Origin of the sequence: Hydrogenophaga sp. UC242_50, from assembly GCF_042697355.1 — a bacterium.
Taxonomy (GTDB): Bacteria; Pseudomonadota; Gammaproteobacteria; order Burkholderiales; family Burkholderiaceae_C; genus Hydrogenophaga.
Genome location: NZ_CP170553.1, coordinates 5,009,883 through 5,033,480, shown reverse-complemented (window position 1 = coordinate 5,033,480; position 23,598 = coordinate 5,009,883). Strand labels below are relative to the sequence as shown.

At 65.8% G+C, this 23,598-nt stretch carries 23 protein-coding genes, 1 tRNA gene and 5 pseudogenes; 25 read left to right on the top strand and 4 right to left on the bottom strand.

Features of this window, described 5'->3' with window-relative positions; translation table 11 throughout:
* The first annotated feature begins 1 nt into the window (after position 1).
* The 8 genes and pseudogenes from murA (at position 2) to hisF (ending at position 7,257) form a co-directional block, all read left to right on the top strand.
* Positions 2–1,283 (top strand): annotated as a pseudogene (gene murA / locus ACFJGX_RS25690) (UDP-N-acetylglucosamine 1-carboxyvinyltransferase).
* Positions 1,280–1,934 (top strand): annotated as a pseudogene (gene hisG / locus ACFJGX_RS25685) (ATP phosphoribosyltransferase). Before murA ends, hisG begins: the two co-directional pseudogenes overlap by 4 nt.
* Positions 1,931–3,323, top strand: a pseudogene (gene hisD / locus ACFJGX_RS25680) (histidinol dehydrogenase). Before hisG ends, hisD begins: the two co-directional pseudogenes overlap by 4 nt.
* A complete protein-coding gene (gene hisC / locus ACFJGX_RS25675) occupies positions 3,320–4,408 on the top strand; it encodes a histidinol-phosphate transaminase (protein ID WP_382323360.1) in 1,089 nt (362 codons plus the stop codon). The pseudogene hisD and the gene hisC overlap by 4 nt, the downstream one beginning before the upstream one ends.
* The gene (gene hisB, locus ACFJGX_RS25670; RefSeq protein ID WP_382161405.1) at positions 4,405–5,025 is read left to right on the top strand and encodes an imidazoleglycerol-phosphate dehydratase HisB; all 621 of its coding nucleotides are present in this window, start codon (positions 4,405–4,407) and stop codon (positions 5,023–5,025) included. The genes hisC and hisB overlap by 4 nt, the downstream gene beginning before the upstream one ends.
* Positions 5,026–5,038: 13 nt before the next feature.
* Complete coding sequence (hisH, locus tag ACFJGX_RS25665; protein ID WP_382323361.1) at positions 5,039–5,701, top strand: imidazole glycerol phosphate synthase subunit HisH; 663 nt, start codon at positions 5,039–5,041, stop codon at positions 5,699–5,701.
* A gap of 27 nt (positions 5,702–5,728) precedes the next feature.
* Positions 5,729–6,469, top strand: coding sequence for a 1-(5-phosphoribosyl)-5-[(5-phosphoribosylamino)methylideneamino]imidazole-4-carboxamide isomerase (hisA, locus tag ACFJGX_RS25660; protein WP_291121393.1), 741 nt, complete (start codon positions 5,729–5,731; stop codon positions 6,467–6,469).
* Positions 6,470–6,477: 8 nt separating this feature from the next.
* Entirely contained in the window at positions 6,478–7,257 is a 780-nt protein-coding gene (gene hisF / locus ACFJGX_RS25655; protein ID WP_382323362.1) for an imidazole glycerol phosphate synthase subunit HisF, read from the top strand.
* Positions 7,258–7,266: 9 nt separating this feature from the next.
* Here the strand turns inward: hisF and ACFJGX_RS25650 are convergent, their stop codons facing one another.
* A complete protein-coding gene (locus ACFJGX_RS25650) occupies positions 7,267–7,767 on the bottom strand; it encodes a LapA family protein (protein ID WP_382323363.1) in 501 nt (166 codons plus the stop codon).
* A 109-nt stretch (positions 7,768–7,876) separates the two neighbouring features.
* Between ACFJGX_RS25650 and hisI the strand changes: the two genes are divergently transcribed.
* The 7 genes from hisI (at position 7,877) to tatC (ending at position 11,179) form a co-directional block, all read left to right on the top strand.
* Positions 7,877–8,275 carry a phosphoribosyl-AMP cyclohydrolase gene (gene hisI, locus ACFJGX_RS25645; RefSeq protein ID WP_382163743.1) on the top strand — a complete coding sequence of 133 codons (399 nt, stop codon included), beginning with the start codon at positions 7,877–7,879 and terminating at the stop codon, positions 8,273–8,275.
* A gap of 6 nt (positions 8,276–8,281) precedes the next feature.
* On the top strand, positions 8,282–8,662 hold the full coding sequence (locus tag ACFJGX_RS25640; protein ID WP_382323364.1) for a phosphoribosyl-ATP diphosphatase: 381 nt from the start codon (positions 8,282–8,284) through the stop codon (positions 8,660–8,662).
* Between the two features lie 12 nt (positions 8,663–8,674).
* The gene (locus ACFJGX_RS25635; RefSeq protein ID WP_291121402.1) at positions 8,675–9,064 is read left to right on the top strand and encodes a hypothetical protein; all 390 of its coding nucleotides are present in this window, start codon (positions 8,675–8,677) and stop codon (positions 9,062–9,064) included.
* Positions 9,065–9,077: 13 nt separating this feature from the next.
* The gene (locus tag ACFJGX_RS25630) at positions 9,078–9,440 is read left to right on the top strand and encodes a histidine triad nucleotide-binding protein (RefSeq protein WP_382323365.1); all 363 of its coding nucleotides are present in this window, start codon (positions 9,078–9,080) and stop codon (positions 9,438–9,440) included.
* 114 nt (positions 9,441–9,554) lie between these two features.
* A complete protein-coding gene (gene tatA, locus ACFJGX_RS25625) occupies positions 9,555–9,800 on the top strand; it encodes a Sec-independent protein translocase subunit TatA (protein WP_382327311.1) in 246 nt (81 codons plus the stop codon).
* Positions 9,801–9,893: 93 nt separating this feature from the next.
* Positions 9,894–10,379: a Sec-independent protein translocase protein TatB gene (gene tatB, locus ACFJGX_RS25620; protein ID WP_382323366.1), complete on the top strand. Its 486-nt coding sequence runs from the start codon at positions 9,894–9,896 to the stop codon at positions 10,377–10,379.
* On the top strand, positions 10,379–11,179 hold the full coding sequence (gene tatC / locus ACFJGX_RS25615; RefSeq protein ID WP_382161387.1) for a twin-arginine translocase subunit TatC: 801 nt from the start codon (positions 10,379–10,381) through the stop codon (positions 11,177–11,179). Before tatB ends, tatC begins: the two co-directional genes overlap by 1 nt.
* Before the next feature lie 13 nt (positions 11,180–11,192).
* Here the strand turns inward: tatC and ACFJGX_RS25610 are convergent.
* A pseudogene (locus ACFJGX_RS25610) lies at positions 11,193–12,342 on the bottom strand (Do family serine endopeptidase).
* 164 nt (positions 12,343–12,506) lie between these two features.
* Here ACFJGX_RS25610 and ACFJGX_RS25605 point away from each other — a divergent pair.
* Complete coding sequence (locus ACFJGX_RS25605; RefSeq protein ID WP_382323367.1) at positions 12,507–13,292, top strand: Nif3-like dinuclear metal center hexameric protein; 786 nt, start codon at positions 12,507–12,509, stop codon at positions 13,290–13,292.
* 44 nt (positions 13,293–13,336) lie between these two features.
* Positions 13,337–14,341 carry a 4-hydroxythreonine-4-phosphate dehydrogenase PdxA gene (gene pdxA / locus ACFJGX_RS25600; protein ID WP_382323368.1) on the top strand — a complete coding sequence of 335 codons (1,005 nt, stop codon included), beginning with the start codon at positions 13,337–13,339 and terminating at the stop codon, positions 14,339–14,341.
* Between the two features lie 58 nt (positions 14,342–14,399).
* Here pdxA and mscL read toward each other — a convergent pair whose 3' ends face one another.
* Entirely contained in the window at positions 14,400–14,828 is a 429-nt protein-coding gene (gene mscL, locus ACFJGX_RS25595) for a large conductance mechanosensitive channel protein MscL (protein WP_382161377.1), read from the bottom strand.
* A 207-nt stretch (positions 14,829–15,035) separates the two neighbouring features.
* Between mscL and petA the strand changes: the two genes are divergently transcribed.
* The 6 genes from petA to ACFJGX_RS25565 all read left to right on the top strand — a co-directional run bounded on the left by petA (position 15,036) and on the right by ACFJGX_RS25565 (position 19,262).
* Positions 15,036–15,644 (top strand): ubiquinol-cytochrome c reductase iron-sulfur subunit, encoded by a 609-nt coding sequence (gene petA, locus ACFJGX_RS25590; RefSeq protein ID WP_291121418.1) that lies wholly within the window; start codon positions 15,036–15,038, stop codon positions 15,642–15,644.
* A 37-nt stretch (positions 15,645–15,681) separates the two neighbouring features.
* The gene (locus tag ACFJGX_RS25585; protein ID WP_291121420.1) at positions 15,682–17,082 is read left to right on the top strand and encodes a cytochrome bc complex cytochrome b subunit; all 1,401 of its coding nucleotides are present in this window, start codon (positions 15,682–15,684) and stop codon (positions 17,080–17,082) included.
* Between the two features lie 31 nt (positions 17,083–17,113).
* The gene (locus ACFJGX_RS25580) at positions 17,114–17,869 is read left to right on the top strand and encodes a cytochrome c1 (RefSeq protein ID WP_382323369.1); all 756 of its coding nucleotides are present in this window, start codon (positions 17,114–17,116) and stop codon (positions 17,867–17,869) included.
* A gap of 115 nt (positions 17,870–17,984) precedes the next feature.
* The gene (locus ACFJGX_RS25575; protein ID WP_291121425.1) at positions 17,985–18,596 is read left to right on the top strand and encodes a glutathione S-transferase N-terminal domain-containing protein; all 612 of its coding nucleotides are present in this window, start codon (positions 17,985–17,987) and stop codon (positions 18,594–18,596) included.
* Positions 18,597–18,635: 39 nt separating this feature from the next.
* A complete protein-coding gene (locus ACFJGX_RS25570) occupies positions 18,636–19,169 on the top strand; it encodes a ClpXP protease specificity-enhancing factor (protein WP_382323370.1) in 534 nt (177 codons plus the stop codon).
* A 17-nt stretch (positions 19,170–19,186) separates the two neighbouring features.
* Positions 19,187–19,262: transfer RNA gene (locus tag ACFJGX_RS25565), tRNA-Thr, on the top strand.
* A 29-nt stretch (positions 19,263–19,291) separates the two neighbouring features.
* Here ACFJGX_RS25565 and ACFJGX_RS25560 read toward each other — a convergent pair.
* A complete protein-coding gene (locus tag ACFJGX_RS25560) occupies positions 19,292–19,582 on the bottom strand; it encodes a DciA family protein (protein ID WP_291121429.1) in 291 nt (96 codons plus the stop codon).
* 79 nt (positions 19,583–19,661) lie between these two features.
* Here ACFJGX_RS25560 and ACFJGX_RS25555 point away from each other — a divergent pair, with 79 nt between their 5' ends.
* A complete protein-coding gene (locus ACFJGX_RS25555; protein WP_382327309.1) occupies positions 19,662–20,657 on the top strand; it encodes a M23 family metallopeptidase in 996 nt (331 codons plus the stop codon).
* A 125-nt stretch (positions 20,658–20,782) separates the two neighbouring features.
* Positions 20,783–23,543, top strand: a pseudogene (gene secA / locus ACFJGX_RS25550) (preprotein translocase subunit SecA).
* The last annotated feature ends 55 nt before the right edge of the window (positions 23,544–23,598 follow it).

Below are 23,598 nucleotides of genomic sequence, written 5' to 3'. Positions count from 1 at the left end.
CATGGACAAACTGCGAATCAACGGCGGCCGCACCCTGCAGGGTGAGGTGACCATCTCCGGCGCCAAGAATGCCGCGCTGCCCGAACTGTGCGCCGCGCTACTCACCTCCGAGCCGGTGACGCTGAACAACCTGCCGCGTCTGCAGGATGTGGTCACCATGCGCAAGCTGCTCGACAACATGGGCGTGCAGACGCAGACCCAGGAGGACCGCAGCGGCATCACCCTGCAGGCGGCCGACCCGATCAAGGCCGAGGCGCCGTACGAGCTGGTCAAGACCATGCGCGCGTCGGTGCTGGTCCTTGGCCCGCTGCTGGCGCGCTTTGGTCACGCCCGCGTGTCGCTGCCGGGCGGCTGTGCCATCGGCTCCCGGCCGGTGGACCAGCACATCAAGGGCATGCAGGCCATGGGCGCGGAGATCGTGGTCGAGCACGGCTACATGGTCGCGAAGCTGCCCGCGGGCAAGACGCGCCTGCACGGCGCGCGCATCGCCACCGACATGGTGACCGTCACCGGCACCGAGAACTTCCTCATGGCCGCCGCGCTCGCCCAGGGCGAGACGGTGCTGGAGAACGCGGCGCAGGAACCCGAGATCGGTGACCTGGCGGAAATGCTGATCGCCATGGGCGCGAAGATCGAGGGCCACGGCACCAGCCGCATCCACGTGCAGGGCGTGGACCGCCTGCAGGGCTGCACGCACCAGGTGGTGGCCGACCGCATCGAGACCGGCACTTTCCTGTGCGCCGTGGCCGCCGCGGGTGGCGACGTGGTGCTGCGCCATGGCCGCGCCGACCACCTCGACGCCGTGATCGACAAGCTGCGCGAGGCGGGGGCCCAGATCGAGGCCGGCAAAGACGCGCGTGGTGACTTCATCCGCGTGCGCGCCTCCGGCCGCCTGAAGGCGCAGAGCTTTCGCACCACCGAGTACCCGGGCTTCCCGACCGACATGCAGGCCCAGTTCATGACGCTCAACTGCATCGCCGACGGCGCGAGCAAGGTGACCGAGACCATCTTCGAAAACCGCTTCATGCACGTCAACGAGCTGGTGCGGCTGGGCGCGCGCATCCAGACGGACGGCAAGGTGGCGATCATCGAGGGCATTCCTCGCCTGTCGGGTGCCACCGTGATGCGCCACCGACCTGCGCGCTTCGGCCAGCCTGGTGATCGCCGGCCTCGTGGCCGACGGTGAAACCATCGTCGACCGCATCTACCACCTGGACCGCGGTTACGACCAGATGGAAGCCAAACTGCGCGGCATCGGCGCGGACATCGAACGCATCAAATGATCACTCTCGCCCTCTCCAAAGGCCGCATCTTCGACGAGACCCTGCCGCTGCTCAAGGCCGCGGGCATCGAGGTGCTGGAAGACCCCGAGAAGTCGCGCAAGCTCATCCTGCCGACCAGCAACCCCGAGGTGCGTGTGGTGCTGGTGCGTGCGACCGATGTGCCCACCTATGTGGAATATGGCGGTGCCGACATCGGCGTGACCGGCAAGGACACGCTGATCGAACACGGTTGCGCAGGGCCTGTACCAGCCGCTGGACCTCCACATCTCGCGCTGCCGCGTGAGCGTGGCGGTGCGCGCCGACTTCGACTACGCCTCGGCCGTGCGCCAGGGTTCGCGCCTGAAGGTCGCCACCAAATACACCACCATCGCGCGCGAGTTCTTCGCGGGCAAGGGCGTGCACGTGGACCTGATCAAGCTCTACGGCAGCATGGAGCTGGCGCCGCTGACCGGCCTGGCCGACGCCATCGTCGACCTGGTCTCCACCGGCAACACGCTCAAGGCCAACCACCTGGTCGAGGTCGAACGCATCATGGACATCAGCGCTCGCCTGGTGGTCAACCAGGCCTCGCTCAAGCTCAAGCAGGCGGCCATCCGACCCATCATCGACGCCTTCGCGCAAGCCATCGAAAAGGATCCCGTCTCCTCATGAGCCTCTCCGCCCGCCCAGCCCGCCTGTCCACCACCGCCGCGGATTTCGAGGCGCAGTTTGCGGCCCGCCTGCATTGGTCGGCCGAGACCGACGGGGCGATCGAGCAGCGCGTGGCCGACATCCTGGCCGATGTGCGCGAGCGCGGCGATGCGGCGGTGCTGGAATACACGGCGCGCTTCGACGGCCTGACGGCGGACGGCATGGCCGACCTGGAGTTGACGCAAGCCGACTTCAAGGCCGCGTTCGATGGCCTGCCCTCGGCCCAGCGCGAGGCCTTGCAGGCCGCCACGCGCCGCGTGCGCAGCTACCACGAAGCGCAGAAGAAGGCCGGCGGCGAAAGCTGGAGCTACCGCGACGAGGACGGCACCTTGCTGGGCCAGAAGGTGACGCCGCTGGACCGCGTGGGCATCTACGTGCCCGGCGGCAAGGCGGCCTACCCGTCCAGCCTGATCATGAACGCCGTGCCCGCGCACGTGGCCGGCGTGCAGGAAATCATCATGGTGGTGCCCACGCCGGTGCGCGGCAGTGCTGCGCACTGGCGGCAGTGGTTCGGACACCTCGGCGCGCGGCGAGCGCAACGACCTGGTGCTCGCTGCGGCCTATGTGGCCGGCGTCACCCGCGCCTTCACCATCGGCGGCGCGCAGGCGGTGGCCGCGCTGGCCTACGGCACGGCCACCGTGCCCAAGGTCGACAAGATCACCGGCCCCGGCAACGCCTACGTGGCCAGCGCCAAGAAGCGCGTGTTCGGCACCGTGGGTATCGACATGATCGCCGGCCCGAGCGAAATCCTGGTGCTGGCCGACGGCAGCACGCCAGCCGAATGGGTGGCGATGGACCTCTTCAGCCAGGCCGAGCACGACGAGTTGGCCCAGAGCATCCTGCTGTGCCCGGACGCGGCCTACATCGACGCGGTGCAGCGCGAGATCGACCGCCTGCTGCCCAGCATGCCGCGCGCGGCCATCATTGCCAAGAGCCTGAACGACCGGGGAGCGCTGATCCACACCCGTGACATGGAAGAGGCCTGCGTGATCAGCAACCGCATCGCGCCCGAGCACCTGGAGGTGTCCAGCAGCGAGCCGCACCGCTGGGAGCCGCTGCTGCGGCACGCGGGTGCCATCTTCCTCGGCGCGTACACCAGCGAAAGCCTGGGCGACTACTGCGCCGGCCCCAACCACGTGTTGCCCACCAGCGGCACCGCGCGTTTTTCCTCGCCTTTGGGCGTGTACGACTTCCAGAAACGCAGCAGCCTGATCGAGGTGAGCCAGGCCGGCGCGCAGAGCCTGGGCGCCATCGCGGCCGAAATGGCCTATGGCGAGGGCCTGCAGGCGCATGCGCGCGCGGCCGAAATGCGGCTCAAGGACGTGCCGCCGATGCGGGGTGCCTCATGAGCCAGAACCCTTTGAACACGATCCGCCAGGACGTGCAGTCCATGCACGCCTACGCCATCCAGGACTCGACCGGCATGGTCAAGCTCGATGCGATGGAGAACCCGTTCGCCCTGCCGCCCGCCCTGCAGGCCGAGTTGGGCGCGCGCCTGGGCGCGGTGGCGATCCACCGCTACCCCGGCGCCCGCATCGACGAGCTCAGGCAGGCACTGGCCCGTCACGTGGACCTGCCTGCGGGCTGCGGCCTTATGCTGGGCAATGGCTCGGATGAACTGATTTCGCTGCTGGCCATGGGCTGCGACCTGCCGGGCGCCACCATCCTGGCCCCCCTGCCGGGTTTCGTCATGTACGCCATGAGCGCCCAGCTGCAGGGGCTGAAATTCGTCGGCGTGCCGCTCACGGCCGATTTCGAGCTGGACGAGCCGGCCATGCTGGCCGCGATGCGCGAGCACAAGCCGGCCATCACCTACATCGCCTACCCCAACAACCCCACCGCCAACCTCTGGAACGCGGACACCATCCGCCGCCTGATCGCCGAGGCGGCCGGTTTCGGTGGCCTGGTGGTGATGGACGAGGCCTACCAGCCGTTCTCTAGCCACAGCTGGCTGGACGAGATCCGCGCCCAGCCGGCGGCCCATGCGCACGTGCTGCTCATGCGCACCCTCTCCAAGTTCGGCCTGGCCGGCGTGCGCATCGGCTACATGGTGGGTGCGCAGGCGCTGGTGCACGAGATCGACAAACTGCGCCCGCCGTACAACGTGAGCGTGCTCAACGCCGAGTGCGCCCTGTTCGCGCTGGAGCACGCCGAAGTTTTCGCCGACCAGGCCTCGCAGATCCGCGAACAGCGCGCTTTGCTGATCGACGCGCTGGCGGCCATGCCGGGCGTCACACCCTTCCCGAGCGAGGCCAACATGGTGCTGGTGCGTGTGCCCGATGCACAACGCTGCTTCGATGCGCTCAAGGCCCAGGGGATTCTGGTGAAGAATGTTTCTAGAATGCATCCTTTGCTGACCCATTGTCTGCGCCTGACGGTGGGTACACCGTCGGAAAACGCCCAGCTGATCCGAGCCCTCCAGACCGCCCTATGACCCAGACGCCTCCCGCCCCCGCCGTGTCCGACCGCGTGGCCCAAGTGCAACGCAACACCTCGGAGACGCAGATCGGCGTGCGCATCAACCTCGACGGCACGGGACAGGCCAGCCTGTCCACCGGCATCGGTTTCTTCGACCACATGCTGGACCAGATCGCCCGCCACGGGTTGATCGACCTCGACGTGCAGGCCAAGGGCGACCTGCACATCGACGGCCACCACACGGTGGAAGACGTGGGCATCACGCTGGGCCAGGCCTTTGCGCAGGCCGTGGGCGACAAGAAGGGCATCCGCCGCTACGGCCACGCCTACGTGCCGCTGGACGAGGCCCTGTCGCGCGTCGTGATCGATTTCTCGGGCCGCCCGGGCCTGCACATGCGCGTGCCGTTCAAGAGCGGCATGGTCGGTGGCTTCGACACGCAGCTCGCCTTCGAGTTCTTCCAGGGCTTCGTCAACCACGCCGGCGTGACCCTGCACATCGACAACCTGCACGGCGAAAACGCCCACCACCAGGCCGAAACCGTGTTCAAGGCTTTCGCCCGTGCACTGCGCATGGCCCTGGAGCGCGACCCGCGCATGGGCGACGTGATTCCCTCGACCAAAGGCTCGCTCTGAGTTCTTCACCCCGATGAAACGCAAGACGGTCGCCGTGGTGGACTACGGCAGCGGGAACCTGCGCTCGGTATCGCAGGCGGTGCAACACGTGGCGCGCGCGCAGGACGTGGAGGTGCGCGTCACCGCCCAGGCCCAGGAGGTGCTGGACGCCGACCGCGTGGTGCTGCCCGGCCAGGGCCACATGGGCGATTGCATGCGTGAGCTTGCCGCGTCCGGTTTGCTGGAGGCCGTGCTGCACGCTGCCGCCCACAAACCGCTGTTCGGTGTCTGCGTGGGCATGCAGATGTTGCTGGACCGCAGCGAGGAAGGACCGACCGACGGCCTGGGCCTGATCCCCGGCGAAGTCGTGCGTTTCCAGCTGGAAGGGCGTTTGCAGGCCGATGGCAGCCGTTTCAAGGTGCCCCAGATGGGGTGGAACCCCGTGTTCCACGAACTGGGCCGGGGCCCGGCCCACCCGCTGTGGTCGGGCATCGCGGACGGCGCCTATTTCTATTTTGTGCACAGCTTCTACGCCCGGCCTGCCCAGGCAGTGCACAGCGTGGGTGAAGCGGACTACGGCGGGCGCTTTGCGGCGGCCATTGCCCGCGATAATATTTTTGCCACCCAGTTTCACCCGGAAAAAAGCGCCGATCAGGGGCTGGCGCTCTACCGCAATTTCCTGTCCTGGAATCCCTGAGTCCATCCGCCCTTCACCCACACCATCATGCTGCTGATTCCTGCCATTGATCTGAAAGACGGCCAGTGCGTTCGCCTCAAACAGGGCGACATGGACCAATCCACGGTGTTCGGCGAAGACCCGGCGGCCATCGCCCGCAGCTGGGTCAACAAGGGCGCGCGCCGTGTGCACCTGGTGGACCTCAACGGTGCCTTTGCTGGCAAGCCCAAGAACGAGCAGGCGATCCGCGCCATCCTCAAGGAGGTGGGTTCGGAAGTGGACGTGCAGCTGGGCGGTGGCATCCGCGACCTCGACACCATCGAGCGTTACCTGGACGCCGGCCTGCGCTACGTGATCATCGGCACGGCGGCGGTGAAGAACCCAGGCTTCCTGCAGGACGCCTGCACGGCGTTCGGCGGCCACATCATCGTGGGCCTGGACGCCAAGGACGGCAAGGTTGCCACCGATGGCTGGAGCAAGCTCACCGGCCACGAGGTGGTGGACCTGGGCAAGAAGTTCGAGGACTACGGCGTCGAAGGCATCATCTACACCGACATCGGCCGCGACGGCATGCTTTCGGGCATCAACATCGAGGCCACCGTCAAGCTGGCGCAGGCGCTGTCGATTCCCGTGATCGCCTCGGGCGGCCTGTCCAACCTGGAAGACATCCGCGCGCTGTGCGCCGTGGAAGACGAAGGCGTCGAAGGCGTGATCTGTGGCCGCTCGATCTACAGCGGCGACCTCGACTTCGAGGCCGCGCAGCAGCTGGCCGACGACCTCAACGGATAACGCAGCCCATGCTTGCCAAGCGCATCATTCCCTGCCTGGACGTCACCGGCGGCCGCGTCGTCAAGGGCGTCAACTTCGTGGAATTGCGCGATGCGGGCGACCCGGTGGAAATCGCCGCCCGCTACAACGAGCAGGGTGCCGACGAACTCACTTTCCTGGACATCACCGCCACCTCCGATGGCCGGGACCTGATCCTGCACATCATCGAGGCCGTCGCTTCGCAGGTCTTCATTCCGCTCACGGTGGGTGGTGGCGTGCGCACGGTGGAAGACGTCCGCCGCCTGCTCAATGCCGGCGCCGACAAGACCAGCTTCAACTCGGCTGCGATCGCCAACCCGCAGGTGATCCGCGACGCGTCGGACAAGTACGGTGCGCAGTGCATCGTGGTCGCGATCGACGCCAAGCGCCGCCAGGGCGACGACCTGGCCCAGCGCGGCGAAGGCTGGGACGTCTACAGCCACGGTGGGCGCAAGAACACCGGCCTGGACGCCGTGGCCTGGGCCTCGAAGATGGCTGACTTCGGTGCCGGCGAAATCCTGCTCACCAGCATGGACCGCGATGGCACCAAGTCCGGCTTCGATCTGGCGCTGACCCGCGCGGTGGCCGACGCGGTGAGCGTGCCGGTGATCGCTTCGGGGGGCGTGGGCAACCTTGACCACCTGGCCGATGGCGTGCAACAGGGTGGGGCGGATGCCGTGCTGGCCGCCAGCATCTTCCACTACGGCGAGTTCACCGTGGCGCAGGCCAAGGCGCGCATGGCCGAACGCGGCATCCCGGTCCGGCGCTGAGGCGTTTCTTCAGAGGTGGTCGCCGCTGTGGCGGGGTGGAAGCTGGCGCTCCAGCCGGTCTTCCAGCTCGCCCACGCTCGCACTCACGCTGTTGCCGGTCTGCTCGATCACCTGGGTCAGCGCGGACTGGACCTGGTCCAGCTTGGTGTGCACCTTCTCCGACAACGCCTGTTCGCGTGCCGTGGTGGCCTGCAGTTCGGTCTGCAGGTATTGCCGCAGCTCGGTGAAGCGCGAAGCTTCGGCCTTGTCGGCCAGCAGGCGCTGGTCGGCCGCCTCGCGGGTGATGCGGCGGACCTCCATCAGATGCAGCGTCTGGTAGTACACCAGCGCGACCAGAAACACCACGAGCACCAGGGCCAGCATGCCCAGCAACACCAGGCCCATGGGCGCTTGCACCTGGGTGAAACCGAAATTGAGCGCGGTGGGTTGCAGGATCTGTTCGAAGTTCAGGGCCACGAAGCCCGCGATGAACAGGATGAAGAGGACCAGGAGCAGGGTGCGGAGTTTCATGGTGTTCCTTGTCATGGTTGGGGACGGGGCGGTGTGCCTCGGACCGGTGCCTGGACCATCCTAACGGCATTCCGGCCGCCAGGGGCGTCAAGCCCGGGCCCCATGGTAGATTCCTGCCATGAACTGGCTCGATGAAGTGAAGTGGGACGCGCAAGGCCTGGTGCCTGTGATCGCGCAGGAAGCCGCCTCGGGCGACGTGTTGATGTTCGCCTGGATGAACCGCGAGGCGCTGCAGAAGACGGCCGAACTGGGCCGTGCGGTCTATTACAGCCGCTCACGCGAACGGCTGTGGTTCAAGGGGGAGGAGTCGGGCCACGTGCAGACCGTGCACGACATCCGCATGGACTGCGACAACGACGTGGTGCTGCTCAAGGTCACGCAACTGGGGCACGAACCCGGCATTGCCTGTCACACCGGCCGCCACAGCTGCTTCTTCCAGCGTTTCGAGGGCGGCCAATGGCACGCCGTCGAGCCCGTGCTTAAAGACCCCGAATCGATCTACAAGTGAACCGACATGTCCACCACCGATGACCTGGCGCGCCTGGCCGCCGTGATCGAAAGCCGCAAACCGGCCAACGGGGGCGATCCCGAAAAAAGCTACGTGGCTCGCCTGTTGCACAAGGGGCCCGACACCTTCCTGAAAAAAATCGGCGAAGAGGCCACCGAGGCGGTGATGGCGGCCAAGGACGCCGACCATGGCGGCGACCCCCAGAAGCTGGTCAACGAAATCGCCGACCTTTGGTTCCACAGCATGATCGCGCTGGCGCACTACAACCTGAGCCCGGCCGACGTGGTGGCCGAACTGGTGCGCCGCGAGGGCCTGAGCGGCCTGGAGGAAAAGGCGATGCGCAAAGTGCTGCAGCGAGAGGCTGCAGCCGGTCCGGAAGCTGGCTGAAAGGAGCTTGTGATGAGCGACATCATTGACGTCAAGGCGGTCGACAGCGAGAAGGCCCAGTCTCTCAAGACGGTGGGCTGGGTCAGCTACCTCTTGCACCTGATCGTGGCCGTGGCGGCGGTGTTGCCCGGCGCGCAGGCCAGCCCGGTGTTGCTCATCATCGCCTTGATCGTCGACCTCGTGAAAAAAAGCGATGCCGAGGGCACCTGGCAAGCGAGCCATTTCTCCTGGCGCATCCGCACCGTCATCTGGGCCGCCGTGCTGTACCTGGTGACCCTGCCGCTGTGGCTGCTGTTCCTGGCGCCCGGCTGGATTGCCTGGTGCCTGATCTCCATCTGGTTCCTCTACCGCATCGTCAAGGGCATGGTGCGCATGAACGCCAGCCAGGCTATGCCCGACTAACACCTCCGATCCCATGAGCGCTCACGACCCGAATTGCATCTTTTGCAAGATCATTGCCGGCCAGATCCCGTCGAAAAAGGTCTACGAAGACGAAGACCTTTACGTCTTTCACGACATCCACCCCTGGGCACCGGTGCATTTCCTCATGGTACCGAAGGCGCACATCCCCTCCATGGCCCAGTTGGGCCCTGAGCACGAGCGGCTGATGGGCCGCATCATGACCCTGGCCCCGCGCCTGGCGCTGGAGCAGGGTTGCAATCCATACCCCGAAGGCGGATTTCGCATCGTGTGCAACAACGGTGGGGAAGGCGGGCAGGAGGTGCACCACCTTCACGTGCACGTGATGGGTGGTCCCCGGCCCTGGTTGCGTGGATAAGTGCCGTCCGGCGGGCCCTGGTATTGCGCCGCGAGGGCGGCTGAACTCCCACCGGGGCTTAGAATCCCACGCATAGCGGCTCTCGCTTCCCTATTTCCTTATCTGGAGTAACTCATGGGTTCGTTTTCCATCTGGCACTGGTTGATCGTGCTGCTGATCGTGGTGATGGTGTTCGGCACCAAGAAGCTCAAGAACATCGGTTCCGATCTGGGCGGTGCGGTCAAGGGTTTCAAGGACGGCATCAAGGAAGGTCGCCAGACCCCCGCCGACAACACGGCGGCGGCCCCCGCAGGGCAGGTGACGCAGGACACCCGCACCGACAAGAACACGATCGACGTCGAAGCCAAGCACAAAAGCTGATGCTCCTGCTGCCCGCGGTGGGTTTGAATACCCTAGGCAGCACCGTTTCCGGGCGGACCTCCCGCCCAACATTGCCCGCAGGATGGCCGACACATGATTGATCTGGGCATTTCCAAGCTCGCCCTCATCGGGGCGGTGGCGTTGATCGTCATCGGCCCCGAAAAGCTGCCTCGCGTCGCCCGCACGGTGGGCGCCCTGCTGGGCAAGGCGCAGCGCTACGTGTCGGACGTCAAGGCCGAGGTCAGCCGCTCCATGGAGCTCGAAGAGCTCAAGAAGATGAAGGACTCGGTGACCGAGGCGGCGCGCGACGTGGAGGCCTCGGTGCAGAGCGGTGCCAACGATTTCGAGAAATCGTGGTCGGACGCGACCGCTGGCCTGGATGGCACGTCCACCACCTATGGTTCCAACGGCTCACTCGAAACCCCACCGGTTTACAAACACCCCAAGAAGAACTGGCGCCTGAAGCAGAAGGCGATGCCCCAGTGGTTCAAGGCCCGCACCGGCGTGCGCACCCGCACCCAGTCGGGTGCGGCCCGCGTGGCCCGGTTCCGGCCCCGCTCCTCTTCCGCTCCCCGTTGATGTCCGATCCCAAAGATTCCACCGACGAACTCGCCGGTTCCGAGCAGCCGTTTGTCCAGCACCTGATGGAGCTGCGCGACCGGCTTCTGTACGGCATCATCGGCCTGGCCATCTGCATGGCCCTGTTGGCCGTCTGGCCCGGCCCCAGCGGGCTGATCGACCTGATCGCGGTGCCTATCCGGGCCCACATGCCGCCCGACGCCAAGCTGATCGCCGTGGGCGTGTTCTCGCCCTTCTTCGTGCCGATCAAGGTGCTGGCGATGGCGGCGCTGCTGCTGTCCCTGCCCTGGTGGATGTACCAGGTATGGGCCTTCGTGGCGCCCGGTCTGTACAGCCACGAGAAGCGCTTCGCCGTGCCCCTGATCGTGCTGGGCAGCTTGCTGGCTTACATCGGCATCGCGTTCGTGCAGTTCTTCGTGCTGGACAAAATGTTCGGCTTCATCCAGAAGTTCACGCCCGCGAGCGTGGCCGCCACGCCCGATATCGCCTCATACGTGGAGGCCATTCTGTCGCTGTACCTCGCCTTTGGCCTGGCGTTCCAGGTGCCCATCGTCGTGGTGCTGCTGGTCAAGATGAACATGGTGACGGTGCAGAAGCTCAAGGAGTTCCGGGGCTACTTCATCGTCGTGGCCTTCGTCATCGCGGCCGTCGTGACGCCGCCGGACGTGATCTCCCAGCTGGCGCTGGCCGTGCCCATGTGCCTGCTCTACGAGCTGGGCATCTGGGGCGCGCAGTGGTTCATCAAGGCGTCGGCCAAGACCGACGAAGAAGCCAAGGAAGAAGAAAAGCCGGCGGCTTGATCGATCCCGCGCTTCAGCGTGGGGTGGCTTGCTGACGCGGCAGGTTGCGCCGGCCCGGTGTGACCTCGATCTTCGTCTTGCCCTCGCGCCGCACCACATCGAGCGACGCGGGCGTGCCCGGCGACAGGTTGCGCCACGGCCGACAGCAGCTGCGCGACGTTGTTCACCGAGCGGCCGGCCACGGCGGTGATCACATCGCCTGGACGAATGCCGGCCTGGGCGGCGGGCCCGTTCTGCAGCACGCCGCTGATGATGACGCCCGTGCCCGGCTGCATGCCGAAGTTCTCGGCGAGTTCGGGGCTCAGGTCCTGGGGCTCCACGCCGATCCAGCCGCGCGTGACCTGTCCGTCCTTCACGATGGCTTCCATCACGCTGCGCGCGGTGGAGGTGGGGATGGCAAAGCCGATGCCCATCGAGCCGCCGGAGCGTGAGTAGATCGCGGTGTTGATGCCCATCAGCTGACCGCTCACGTCCACCAGTGCGCCGCCCGAATTGCCCGGGTTGATGGCGGCATCGGTCTGGATGAAGTTCTCGAAGGTGTTGATGCCCAGCTGGGTGCGGCCAAGCGCGCTGACGATGCCGCTGGTGACGGTCTGGCCCACGCCAAACGGGTTGCCGATGGCCAGCACCTGGTCGCCGATTTCCAGCGCATCGGAGTTGCCCAGGGTGATCACGGGCAGGTCGGTCAGGTTGATCTTCAGGATCGCCAGATCGGTTTCCGGGTCGGTACCGATCACCTCCGCCACGGCCTTGCGGCCGTCGTTGAGGATGACCTCGATCTCGTCGGCTTCTTCGATGACGTGGTTGTTGGTGAGCACGTAGCCGGCAGGACTGACGATCACGCCCGATCCCAGGCCACTTTGCTGCTGCGAGGGGGCCTGGTCGCCAAAGAAAAACCGGAACCAGGGATCCGCGCTTTGCGGGTTGTGGGCTGGCGCCTTGCTGGTGTTGATGCTCACCACGGCCGGCGATGCGGTGCGGGCGGCGGCGCGAAAGCTCCCGGTGCCCTCGACCGTCGCTACCGGCGTGCCCGATGGGGCTTCGAACACGGGCACCACGGCAGTCTGGCGGCCCAGCCATTGGGGCTGCAAGGTGCCCACCACGAACAACGCCGCCACGAGCACAGTGACGGTTTGGGCGAACAGGAGCCAGAGTCGTTTCATGGGGATGTCGAGCGGGTTGAGGAGGGGCGCGGCCTCGGCCGCGTCCGCCGATATTGTCCCGCATATGGGCGTGAACGGCGACGGCTTCAAGACGCGGGCGACCCGGTCGGTGGGGGAGGGGGTGTCAGAATGGAGGACTCCGCCTTGCCCCACGCCGACCGCCCATGCCCGATCCGCGCACCGACCACCCTGCCGTTTCCCGCGCCGCCCTGACCAATGCCCTTGACACGCTGCTGCAGCCAACCCAGTTCAAGGACTATGGGCCGAACGGGTTGCAGGTCGAGGGCCGGGCAGAAGTGCGCAAGCTGGTGAGCGGGGTGACCGCCAGCCGTGCGCTGATCGAGGCCGCCGTGAAGGAGGGCGCCGATGCCATCCTGGTGCACCACGGCCTGTTCTGGCGCGGCCAGGACGGCCGCGTGACCGGCTGGATGAAGCAGCGTCTGGCGCTGCTGCTGGCGCACGACATCAATTTGCTGGCCTACCACCTGCCGCTGGATGCGCACCCCGAGCTGGGCAACAACGCGCAGCTTGCACGTCAGCTGGGAGTGGCCGTGTACGCCGACGCGCGCGGCCGCTTCGGCGAGCAGGCCCTGGGCTTCATGGGCGAGCGCCGCAGCGAGTCGGCCGCCGCACTGGCCGATCATGTGGCCCGGTGCCTGGGGCGTGCAGTGACCTTGGTCGCCGAGCCCGATCGTCCGGTGCGCCATGTGGCGCTGTGCACGGGCGGCGCGCAGGGCTACTTCGAGGCGGCCATCGCGGCCGGTGCGGATGTGTTCATCACCGGCGAAATTTCCGAGCCGCAGGCGCACTATGCCCGCGAATGTGGCGTCTCCTACATCGCCTGCGGCCACCACGCGTCCGAGCGCTATGGCGCGCCTGCCGTCGGTGCCCATGTGGCCGCGCAGCTGGGGCTGGCGCACGTGTTCATCGACATCGACAACCCCGCCTGAAGCGCCACATGCCGCCGTTCCCACCCCCTCCGCTGATTCTGAGCATGGGCGATCCCGCGGGCATCGGGCCCGAGATCATCGCCAAGGCGTTTCGTGAACGGCCGGCGCTGCAGCGCCAGGTGGTGGTGGCCGGCGACGTGGCGACGATGCACCAGGCCTTGCGCGCCACGGCGGCGGAGCGGGGCTCGGCCGCCGAAGCGCTGATGCTGGCCGAAATCGAGGCGTTGTCGGACCTTGACGCGGTGCCTCCGGGATGCATGGCGGTGGTGCAGGCGTGTTCGCTGGCCCGACCGGTGCCCACGGGGCGTGTGAGCGCCGAGGCCGGGCTGGCGGCAGCCGACTGCATTCGGTGGGCCGCACAGGCGACCCTGTCGGGACGAGCCCGAGCCCTGGTGACCGCGCCCATCCACAAGGAAGCGCTGGCGGCGGCCGGTGTCGACCACCCGGGTCACACCGAGTTGCTGCAGGCGCTCGCGGCGGCGCACGCCGGCGTGCCGATCTCTGCGCTACCGGTGCGCATGATGCTGAGCTGCCCCGGGTTGAGCACCGTCCTGGTGAGCATTCATGTGTCCTTGCAGCAGGCGCTGCAAGCCGTGACGCAGGCCCAGGTGCTGCAGACCATCCGCATCACCGACGCGCATTTCCGGCGAACCGGGCTGGCCGCGCCACGCATCGCGGTGGCCGGGCTGAACCCGCACGCGGGGGAGGGGGGATTGTTCGGTCGGGAAGAAATCGAGACCATTGCGCCGGCGGTGGCACAGGCGCAACAGGAAGGTGTGCAGGCCAGTGGGCCGCACGCGCCCGACACGGTGTTCATGCGCGCCCGCCAGGGGGCTTTTGACGTGGTGGTGGCGATGTACCACGACCAGGGACTCATTCCCGTCAAGCTGCTGGGTCTGGAGCACGGCGTGAACACCACGCTGGGCCTGCCTTTCGTGCGCACCAGCCCCGACCACGGCACGGCGTTCGACATCGCCGGCACCGGCCAGGCCAGCGCCACCAGCCTGCTGGCGGCCATCGACGCGGCCCTGGCAGCCACGGGCGTCTGAGGCATGAAAAACGCCGCAGCCCCGTGAGGGGTGCGGCGTGGTCGGAAGCGGCTGACGCTTACTTGCGCAGGCTGTCGCGGATCTCGCGCAGCAGGGCGATGTCTTCGGGCGTTGCGGGCGGCTCGGCCGGGGCGGCGGGCGCTTCGCGCTTGAGGCGGTTGATCTGCTTGACCATGATGAAGATGATGAACGCCATGATGGTGAAGTTCAGCGCCACCGTGATGAAGTTGCCGTAGGCCAGGGTCGGCACACCGGCCGCTTTCAGGCCGGCCAGCGTCGCGGGCGTGCCCTCGGGCACTTTGCCGAGCGCGAGGTACAGGTTGGTGAAATCCAGGCTGCCGAAGATGGCGCCCACGATGGGCATGATCACATCGTCGACCATGGAAGTGACGATCTTGCCGAAAGCCCCGCCGATGATCACGCCCACGGCGAGGTCGATCACGTTGCCCTTGACGGCAAATTCCTTGAACTCTTGCAACATGCCCATGAGGTCCTCCGGTTGGCGAGTGATTGAAATGGATGGCGGAAAGTCGAGAGGCATTCTCACACAGTCGTGCGTGGCGTCCGCTGGTATCGAGCGCTCCCGGGCAATAGCCAAGTCCCACACCCCGACAAGCGGTAAAGCCCCTTGACTGCTCCAGTACAATGCCGGGTTGTCCCTAGTGTCCCGTCTCGACCCCATTGAAAGATCCCCATGAGTGAAGCAACCGCCGGTGCGACTGTCGATCGCAGCCGCAGAACCTGGCTGATCACCTCCTGCGCCATGGGTGGTGCTGGTGCAGCCGCCGTCGCCGTTCCCTTCGTGAGCACCTTCCAGCCGTCCGAGCGGGCCAAGGCCGCCGGGGCCGCCGTGGAAGTGGACATCTCCGGCATCCAGCCGGGAGAAAAGATCGTTGTCGAATGGCGCGGCAAGCCGGTGTGGATCTTGCGTCGCACGCCCGAGCAGCTCGCCGCGCTCGAGACCATCGAGGGTCAACTGGCCGATCCGAACTCGGACCGCACGGCCTACCCGACGCCGGCCTACGCCAAGAACCGCCACCGTTCCATCAAGCCCGAATTCCTCGTGACCGTGGGCATCTGCACCCACCTCGGTTGTTCCCCCGGCGACAAGCTCACCCCCGGCCCGCAGCCTTCGCTGCCGGACGACTGGAAGGGCGGCTTCCTGTGCGCCTGCCACGGCTCCACCTTCGACGTGGCCGGCCGCGTGTTCAAGAACAAGCCGGCGCCCGACAACCTGGAAGTGCCGCCGCACTACTACCTGTCCGACACCACTTTGCTGGTGGGTGAAGAGAAGCAGGCCTGAGCGGCACTGACAGACAACGGATCACAGAGGCATCCCCATGGCTGAATTCAAAGAAATTTCCCCCGACGCGCCGATCGGTCAGAAAGCGCTGAACTGGATCGACAACCGGTTCCCGGCATCCAAGCTGTACAAGGAGCACCTCTCCGAGTACTACGCGCCCAAGAACTTCAACTTCTGGTACTTCTTCGGCTCGCTGGCCCTGCTGGTGCTCGTGATCCAGATCGTCACCGGCATCTTTCTGGTGATGCACTACAAGCCCGACGCCAATCTCGCCTTCGCGTCGGTCGAGTACATCATGCGCGACGTGCCCTGGGGCTGGCTGATCCGCTACATGCACTCCACCGGCGCCTCGGCGTTCTTCGTGGTGGTGTACCTGCACATGTTCCGCGGCCTCATCTACGGCAGCTACCGCAAGCCGCGCGAGCTGGTCTGGGTGTTCGGCTGCGCGATCTTCCTGTGCCTGATGGCCGAGGCCTTCATGGGCTACCTGCTGCCCTGGGGCCAGATGTCCTACTGGGGCGCCCAGGTGATCGTCAACCTGTTCTCCGCCATTCCCTTCGTCGGTCCCGACCTGGCGCTGCTGATCCGCGGCGACTTCGTGGTGGGCGACGCCACGCTGAACCGCTTCTTCAGCTTCCACGTGATCGCTGTGCCGTTGGTGCTGCTGGGTCTGGTGGTCGCTCACCTGATCGCCCTGCACGAAGTGGGCTCCAACAACCCCGACGGTGTGGAGATCAAGGCCACCAAGGATGCATCGGGCAAGCCGCTGGACGGCATCCCGTTCCACCCGTACTACACCGTGCACGACATCCTGGGCGTCTCGGTCTTCCTGATGGTGTTCTCGGCGATCATCTTCTTCGCCCCCGAGTTTGGCGGCTACTTCCTCGAGTACAACAACTTCATCCCGGCCGACCCGCTGGTGACGCCGCTGCACATCGCGCCGGTCTGGTACTTCACGCCGTTCTACTCGATGCTGCGTGCCATCACCACCGAAATGATGTACGCCCTGGTGGCGATCGTCGTCATCGCGGCGGTCCTGGGTGCGCTCAAGGCCAAGGTGTCCGGCGCGATCAAGGGTGGCATCGTGATCGCCGCACTGGTGCTGGTGGCGCTGATGCTGTCCATCGATGCCAAGTTCTGGGGCGTGGTCGCCATGGGTGGCGCCGTCATCATCCTGTTCTTCCTGCCCTGGCTTGATCACAGCCCGGTCAAGTCCATCCGCTACCGCCCGAACTGGAACATCTGGCTGTACACGGTGTTCGTGATCAACTTCCTGATCCTCGGTTATCTCGGGGTGCAACCGCCGTCGCCCATTGGCGAGCGGGTGTCCCAGTTGGGTACGCTGTTCTACTTCGGCTTCTTCCTGCTGATGCCCTGGTGGAGCCGCATCGGCGAATTCAAGCCGGTGCCCCAGCGCGTCACGTTCCAGCCCCACTGAACCCACAGAGCCAATCCGGAGAGTCAAGCAAATGAAAAAAATCCTCTTGGGCTTCATGCTGGCCCTGGGCTTGTCGGGCGCGGCGCTGGCCGCTGGTGGAAACTTCCCCCTGGACAAGGCGCCTCAGCGCACCAACGACATGGCCGCCCTGCAGAACGGCGCCAAACTGTTCGTCAACTACTGCCTGAGCTGCCACTCGGCGGCGTTCATGCGCTACAACCGCCTGCGCGACATCGGCCTGAACGACAAGCAGATCGCTGAGAACCTCACCTTCACGACCGACAAGATCGGTGACACGATGAAGGCCGCCATCGATCCGAAGCAGGCCAAGCAGTTCTTCGGCGTGAACCCGCCCGACCTCAGCCTGATCGCCCGTTCGCGCTCCAGCGGCGCGGGCACCGGTGCCGACTACGTCTACACCCTGCTGCGCACCTACTACCGCGACGACACCAAGCCGACCGGCTGGAACAATCTGGTGTTCCCGAACATCGGCATGCCCCACCCGCTGTGGGAGCTGCAAGGCGAGCGCCGTCCGGTGCACGAGAAGGTGATGAGCCACGGCCACGAGGTGGACCGCGTCAAAGGCTGGGAGCAGGTCAAACCCGGCACCCTGAGCGATGCGCGCTACGAAGAAAACGTTGGCGACCTGGTGGCCTACCTGCAGTGGATGGCCGAGCCTTCCCAGAACTCCCGCGTGCGCATCGGCGTGTGGGTGATGCTGTTCCTGGCGGCTTTCACCATCGTGGCCTGGCGCTTGAATGCGGCCTTCTGGAAAGACGTCAAATAATCCGATCCGGCTGGGGCGGTCTCATGGGAGGCCGGCCCGACCGTTCCACAGTGGTTTGCAATGCCCGACGGGCATGTTCGCAAGCCACTGTTTTTTGCTTTAAGGAGACTCCCACATGATGGTCTTGTATTCGGGCACCACCTGCCCTTACTCCCACCGCTGCCGTTTCGTGCTGTTTGAAAAAGGCATGGATTTCGAGATCCGGGACGTCGACCTGTACAACAAGCCTGAAGACATCAGCGTGATGAACCCGTATGGCCAGGTGCCTATCCTGGTCGAACGCGATCTCATCCTGTACGAATCGAACATCATCAACGAGTACATCGACGAACGCTTCCCGCATCCCCAGCTGATGCCCGGCGACCCGGTGGACCGCGCGCGCGTGCGCCTGTTCCTGCTGAACTTCGAGAAAGAGTTGTTCACGCACGTGTCGATGCTCGAATCGCGCAGCACCAAGGGCAACGAGAAAGCGCTGGAGAAGGCCCGTTCGCACATCCGCGATCGCCTGACCCAGCTCGCACCGGTGTTTCTGAAGAACAAGTTCATGCTGGGTGACAATTTCTCCATGCTGGACGTGGCCATCGCCCCCCTGCTGTGGCGCCTGGATTTCTACGGCATCGAACTCAGCAAGAACGCCGCTCCCCTGCTCAAGTACGCCGAGCGCATCTTCTCGCGCCCGGCCTACATCGAGGCGCTCACGCCGTCCGAAAAGGTGATGCGCAAGTAAACGGCACGCGGTCCCGCAGGGGACCAAGCCAGAAACTTCATGAGTACCTTCGAACCGGAAATCCCCTCCACGCGGCCGTACCTGATCCGTGCCTTGCACGAATGGTGTGCCGACAATGGGTTCTCGCCCTACATCGCCGTCCAGGTCGATGCGTCGGTGCGGGTGCCCATGGAGTTCGTGAAGAACGGTGAGATCGTGCTCAACGTGAGCATGGAAGCCACCAGCTCGCTCAAGCTGGGCAATGAATTCATCGAATTCAAGGCCCGGTTCGGCGGGGTGGCGCGCGAGATCATTGTGCCGATCAGCCATGTGATCGCCATTTATGCGCGCGAGAACGGCCAAGGCATGGCCTTTCCAGCGCCGCCCGCGGCGGCCGTTTCCTCCCGGCCCGCCGTGGACGCCGCTGTGGTGCCCGATGCACCTTCGGGTGTCGAAGAGGCCTCCGACGGTCCCGCCCGTGGCTCGCTGCGGTCCGTTCCCAGCGATGGCGCGCCCGCGTCGGGTGATCTGCCCGATCCACCGGCAGGCCCTGGTCGGCCGGGCGGCAGGCCCCAGCTCAAGCGCGTCAAGTAGAATTTTTCGTTCAACCCGCCGCTTTAGCTCAGTTGGTAGAGCAATCGCCTTGTAAGCGATAGGTCGTCTGTTCGAGTCAGACAAGCGGCACCAGGCACCGCCCGCGCAGGCTCAGGGCGCGCTCATCGTCCCGGCGTTTGGACTTTGATGCGGATTGCGTTAACCTGCGCACCCCTTTGGGTCAAAGCCAGTTGCAGCGAAGGCAGCAAATGGCGCAGTTTGGTCGACGCGGCGGAACTGGCCACCAGCAGGCACCACTCCTGATCTTGCAAGGGGCCGGCCAGCACATGCGGACGCAAGCTGGCGGGGATCAGGTGTTGCACCTGATCCAGGCACCAACGGGACTCCCGGATGCGCTCCTGCAGCGCGGCGAGCGTGGGCGCAGCTCCCACGGCCTGCTCCAGGCTGAGCATGGTGTTGTGGGATCGGGGGACGGTAGACATGCGATGAAGGTGGCCTGGTTGAATCTGGGCAGCCTGGAAAGGTAGAGCAGTGCACATCATTATCACGGACGCCTGGCTGGCCAAGAGCCGCGCCATGCACCTCAGTGGACTCAAGCTCGTCGGTGTCGGCGTGCTCGCGTCGGTGCTGCTGATGCTGGGGGCGATCACCACGTACCACTGGGTGTTTCTGGAGGGGGTGCGCCAGGGCTGGCCCGGGTTTGCGCCGGTGGCGCGGCTGGTGCACCAGGACGAAGCCAATACCCAGAACGCCTACATGCGCGCCAACCTCGACGCCATGGCCCGCAAGCTGGGCGAAATGCAGGCGCGCATGGTGCAGATCGACTCGCTGGGTGAACGGGTCGCAGGCCTGGCGGGCCTGAGCCCGGCGGAGTTCAAGCCCAAGCCAGGTGCCGGCGGCGCGCTGGTGGGGGGCCGTGACCTGAGCATGGACGAATTGATGGGTGCGCTGGAGCGGATCGACCAGACCAGCGGTTCGAGGGTGGACTGGTTGACGGTGGTGGAGTCGCGCCTGTTCGACCAGAAGATCCAGCGCACGATGGTGCCGACCGAGCAACCGGTGGCGGGCGTGCAGGTGGGGTCGCCGTTTGGCTTTCGCATCGACCCCATCACCGGGCGCTCCGCCCTGCACACGGGCCTGGATTTCCCGTCCGATCCGGGCACCCCCATCCTGGCCGCCGCGGGCGGGATGGTGGTGGTGCAGGAATACCACCCTGCCTACGGCAACATGGTGGAAGTGGACCATGGCAACGACCTCATCACCCGCTATGCCCACGCCTCGAAGGTGCTGGTCAAGAAGGGCGATATCGTGAAGCGGGGCCAGAAGATCGCGGAAGTGGGCTCCACGGGACGCTCCACCGGGCCGCATCTGCACTTCGAAGTCTGGGTCTCGGGCGTGCCCCAGGATCCGCAGCGCTTCCTGGCCGCGGGCGAAAACATGGCCGTGCGCCAAGGCCACAGGGCCCGGACCCCGCAGGCCCTGAGCGCGGGGCAGGTGCGGCGGGTAAAATGCGCGCTTTGCTCTTGAAAGCCCTGCGTCCGTCGGCACATCACGGGTAGTTTCCCGTCGTTTGCTCTCCGGGTTCGCGAGAGCCCTCCTACCTCCAATTGCCTGCCCGGAATCCACAGGGTGTCCGGCGCAGGCCCGCACGTATCGCCACAAACTTCCTCACCAAAATCTTTGGTAGCCGCAATGACCGTCTTCTGAAGACCTATCGCAAGACGGTGGAGCGCATCAATGGACTGGAGTCGAAGTTCGAGCAGCTCAGCGACGACGAGTTGAAGGCGCAGACAGAGGCGTTCAAGCAACGCATCGCCCAGGGCGAAGCCCTGGAGGCCTTGTTGCCCGAGGCGTTTGCCGTGGTGCGCGAAGCGAGCAAGCGCGTCATGAAAATGCGCCACTTCGACGTGCAACTGATGGGGGGCCTGGCGCTGCACCATGGCAAGGTGGCCGAGATGCGCACCGGCGAAGGCAAGACGCTGACCGCCACGCTGCCGGTCTACCTCAACGCACTGACAGGCAAGGGTGTTCACGTCGTCACCGTCAACGACTACCTGGCCAGCCGCGATGCCCAGTGGATGGGCCGGCTGTACAACTTCCTCGGCCTGACCGTGGGCATCAACCTGCCTCAGGCGCCGCGCGAGGACAAGCAGGCCGCCTACCGCGCCGACATCACCTACGGCACCAACAACGAATACGGCTTCGACTACCTGCGCGACAACATGGTCTACGAGGCCGCCGACCGCGTGCAACGGGGCCTGAACTACGCGATCGTGGACGAGGTGGATTCCATCCTGATCGACGAGGCCCGCACACCCCTGATCATCAGTTGCGCAGGCCGAAGACCAGACCCAGGTCTACCTGGCGATCAAGCAGCTGGTGCCCCACCTGGTGCGACAGGAGGGCGAGGCCGATCCGCGCACGGGTGAAGGGGTGATCAAACCCGGCGACTTCACCGTGGACGAGAAGGCGCATTCCATCCACATGACCGAGCAGGGCCATGAGAATGCCGAGCGCCTGCTGAGCCAGGCCGGCCTGTTGCCCGAAGGGGCTTCGCTGTACGACCCCGCCAACATCGCGCTGCTGCACCACCTGGTGACCTCGCTGAAGGCGCACCACCTCTACCACCGCGATCAGCACTACGTGAACCAGAACGGCGAGATCGTCATCGTCGACGAGTTCACGGGCCGTCTGATGTCGGGCCGTCGCTGGAGCGACGGCCTGCACCAGGCCGTGGAAGCGAAAGAAGGCGTGGCCATCCAGCCAGAGAACCAGACGCTGGCGTCCATCACCTTCCAGAACTATTTCCGTCTCTACAGCAAACTCTCGGGCATGACCGGCACGGCCGACACCGAGGCCTACGAATTCCAGGAGATCTATGGCCTGGAGACGGTGGTGATCCCGCCCAACCGGCCGAGCAAGCGCAACGACCAGCTGGACCGGGTCTACAAGACCACCAAGGAAAAGTACGTCGCGGCGATCGAGGACATCCGCGAGTGCCACGAGCGCGGCCAGCCGGTGCTGGTGGGCACTTCGTCGATCGAGAACTCCGAGATCATCGCCAGCCTGCTGCAGGCCGAAAAGCTGCCGCACGAGGTGCTCAACGCCAAGCAGCACGCCCGTGAGGCCGACATCATCATCCAGGCCGGCCGGCCTGGCGCGATCACCATCGCCACCAACATGGCCGGTCGCGGTACCGACATCGTGCTCGGCGGCAACCTCGAGAAGATGGTCGATGCGGTGCAGAACGACGAGTCACTCGACGACGCGACCAAGGCGGCCCGCATCGAGACGATCCGCCAGCAATGGCAACAGGACCACGAGAAGGTCAAGGCGCTGGGCGGTCTGCGCATCATCGCGACCGAGCGCCACGAATCGCGCCGCATCGACAACCAGCTGCGCGGCCGTTCGGGCCGCCAGGGCGACCCTGGCTCCTCGCGTTTCTATCTGAGCCTGGACGACTCGCTCATGCGCATCTTCGCGGGCGACCGCGTGCGCGCGATCATGGACCGCCTGAAGATGCCCGAGGGCGAGGCGATCGAAGCCGGCATCGTCACACGCAGCATCGAGAGCGCGCAGCGCAAGGTCGAGGCGCGCAACTTCGACATCCGCAAGCAGCTGCTGGAGTACGACGACGTTTCCAACGACCAGCGCAAGGTGATCTACCAGCAGCGCAACGACATTCTGGACGCCACGTCGCTGCGCGCGCAGATCGATGCACTGCGTGAAGGCTGCTTCACCGACCTCGTGCACCAGTACGTGCCCGAGGGCAGTGTGGAAGAGCAATGGGACCTGCCCACGCTCGAGCGTGTGCTGCGCGAGGAGTGGGCCGTGGAAGCGCCCGTGTCCAGCTGGGTGGCCGATGCGGAAGCCATCGATGTCGAGGAAATCGTCGAGCGCGTGCAGGCGGCGGCCAAGACGGTCTTCGAGGGCAAGGTGGCGCTGGTGGGCGAGGAGAACTTCACCCAGTTCGAGCGCGTGGTGCTCCTTCAGACCATCGACAGCCAATGGCGCGAACACCTCTCGGCCCTGGACTACCTGCGTCAGGGCATCCACCTGCGGGGCTATGCGCAGAAGCAGCCGAAACAGGAGTACAAGCGCGAGGCTTTCATGCTGTTCGGCCAACTGCTCGACAGCGTCAAAAACGACGTCACCCGCGTGCTCATGAACGTGCGCGTGCAATCGGCCGAACAGATGGCCGAGGCGGCCGAGCGGCTGGAAGAGCGCGCCGAGCAGATCGCCAACGTGACCTACACCGCCCCGACCGAAACGGGCGAGGCCGAGACCATCGCCGATGCGGCCATTGCCGCGGCCGCGCGCCCTGCGGGCGACGTGCCGCGCGTGGGGCGCAACGATCCCTGCCCCTGTGGCAGCGGCAAGAAATACAAGCACTGCCACGGCAAGCTGGACTGACGGTGGCGTGAGGGCGGCCCCCCAGGGTGCCCGCCGTCGCGCGGCCGTCGGACAT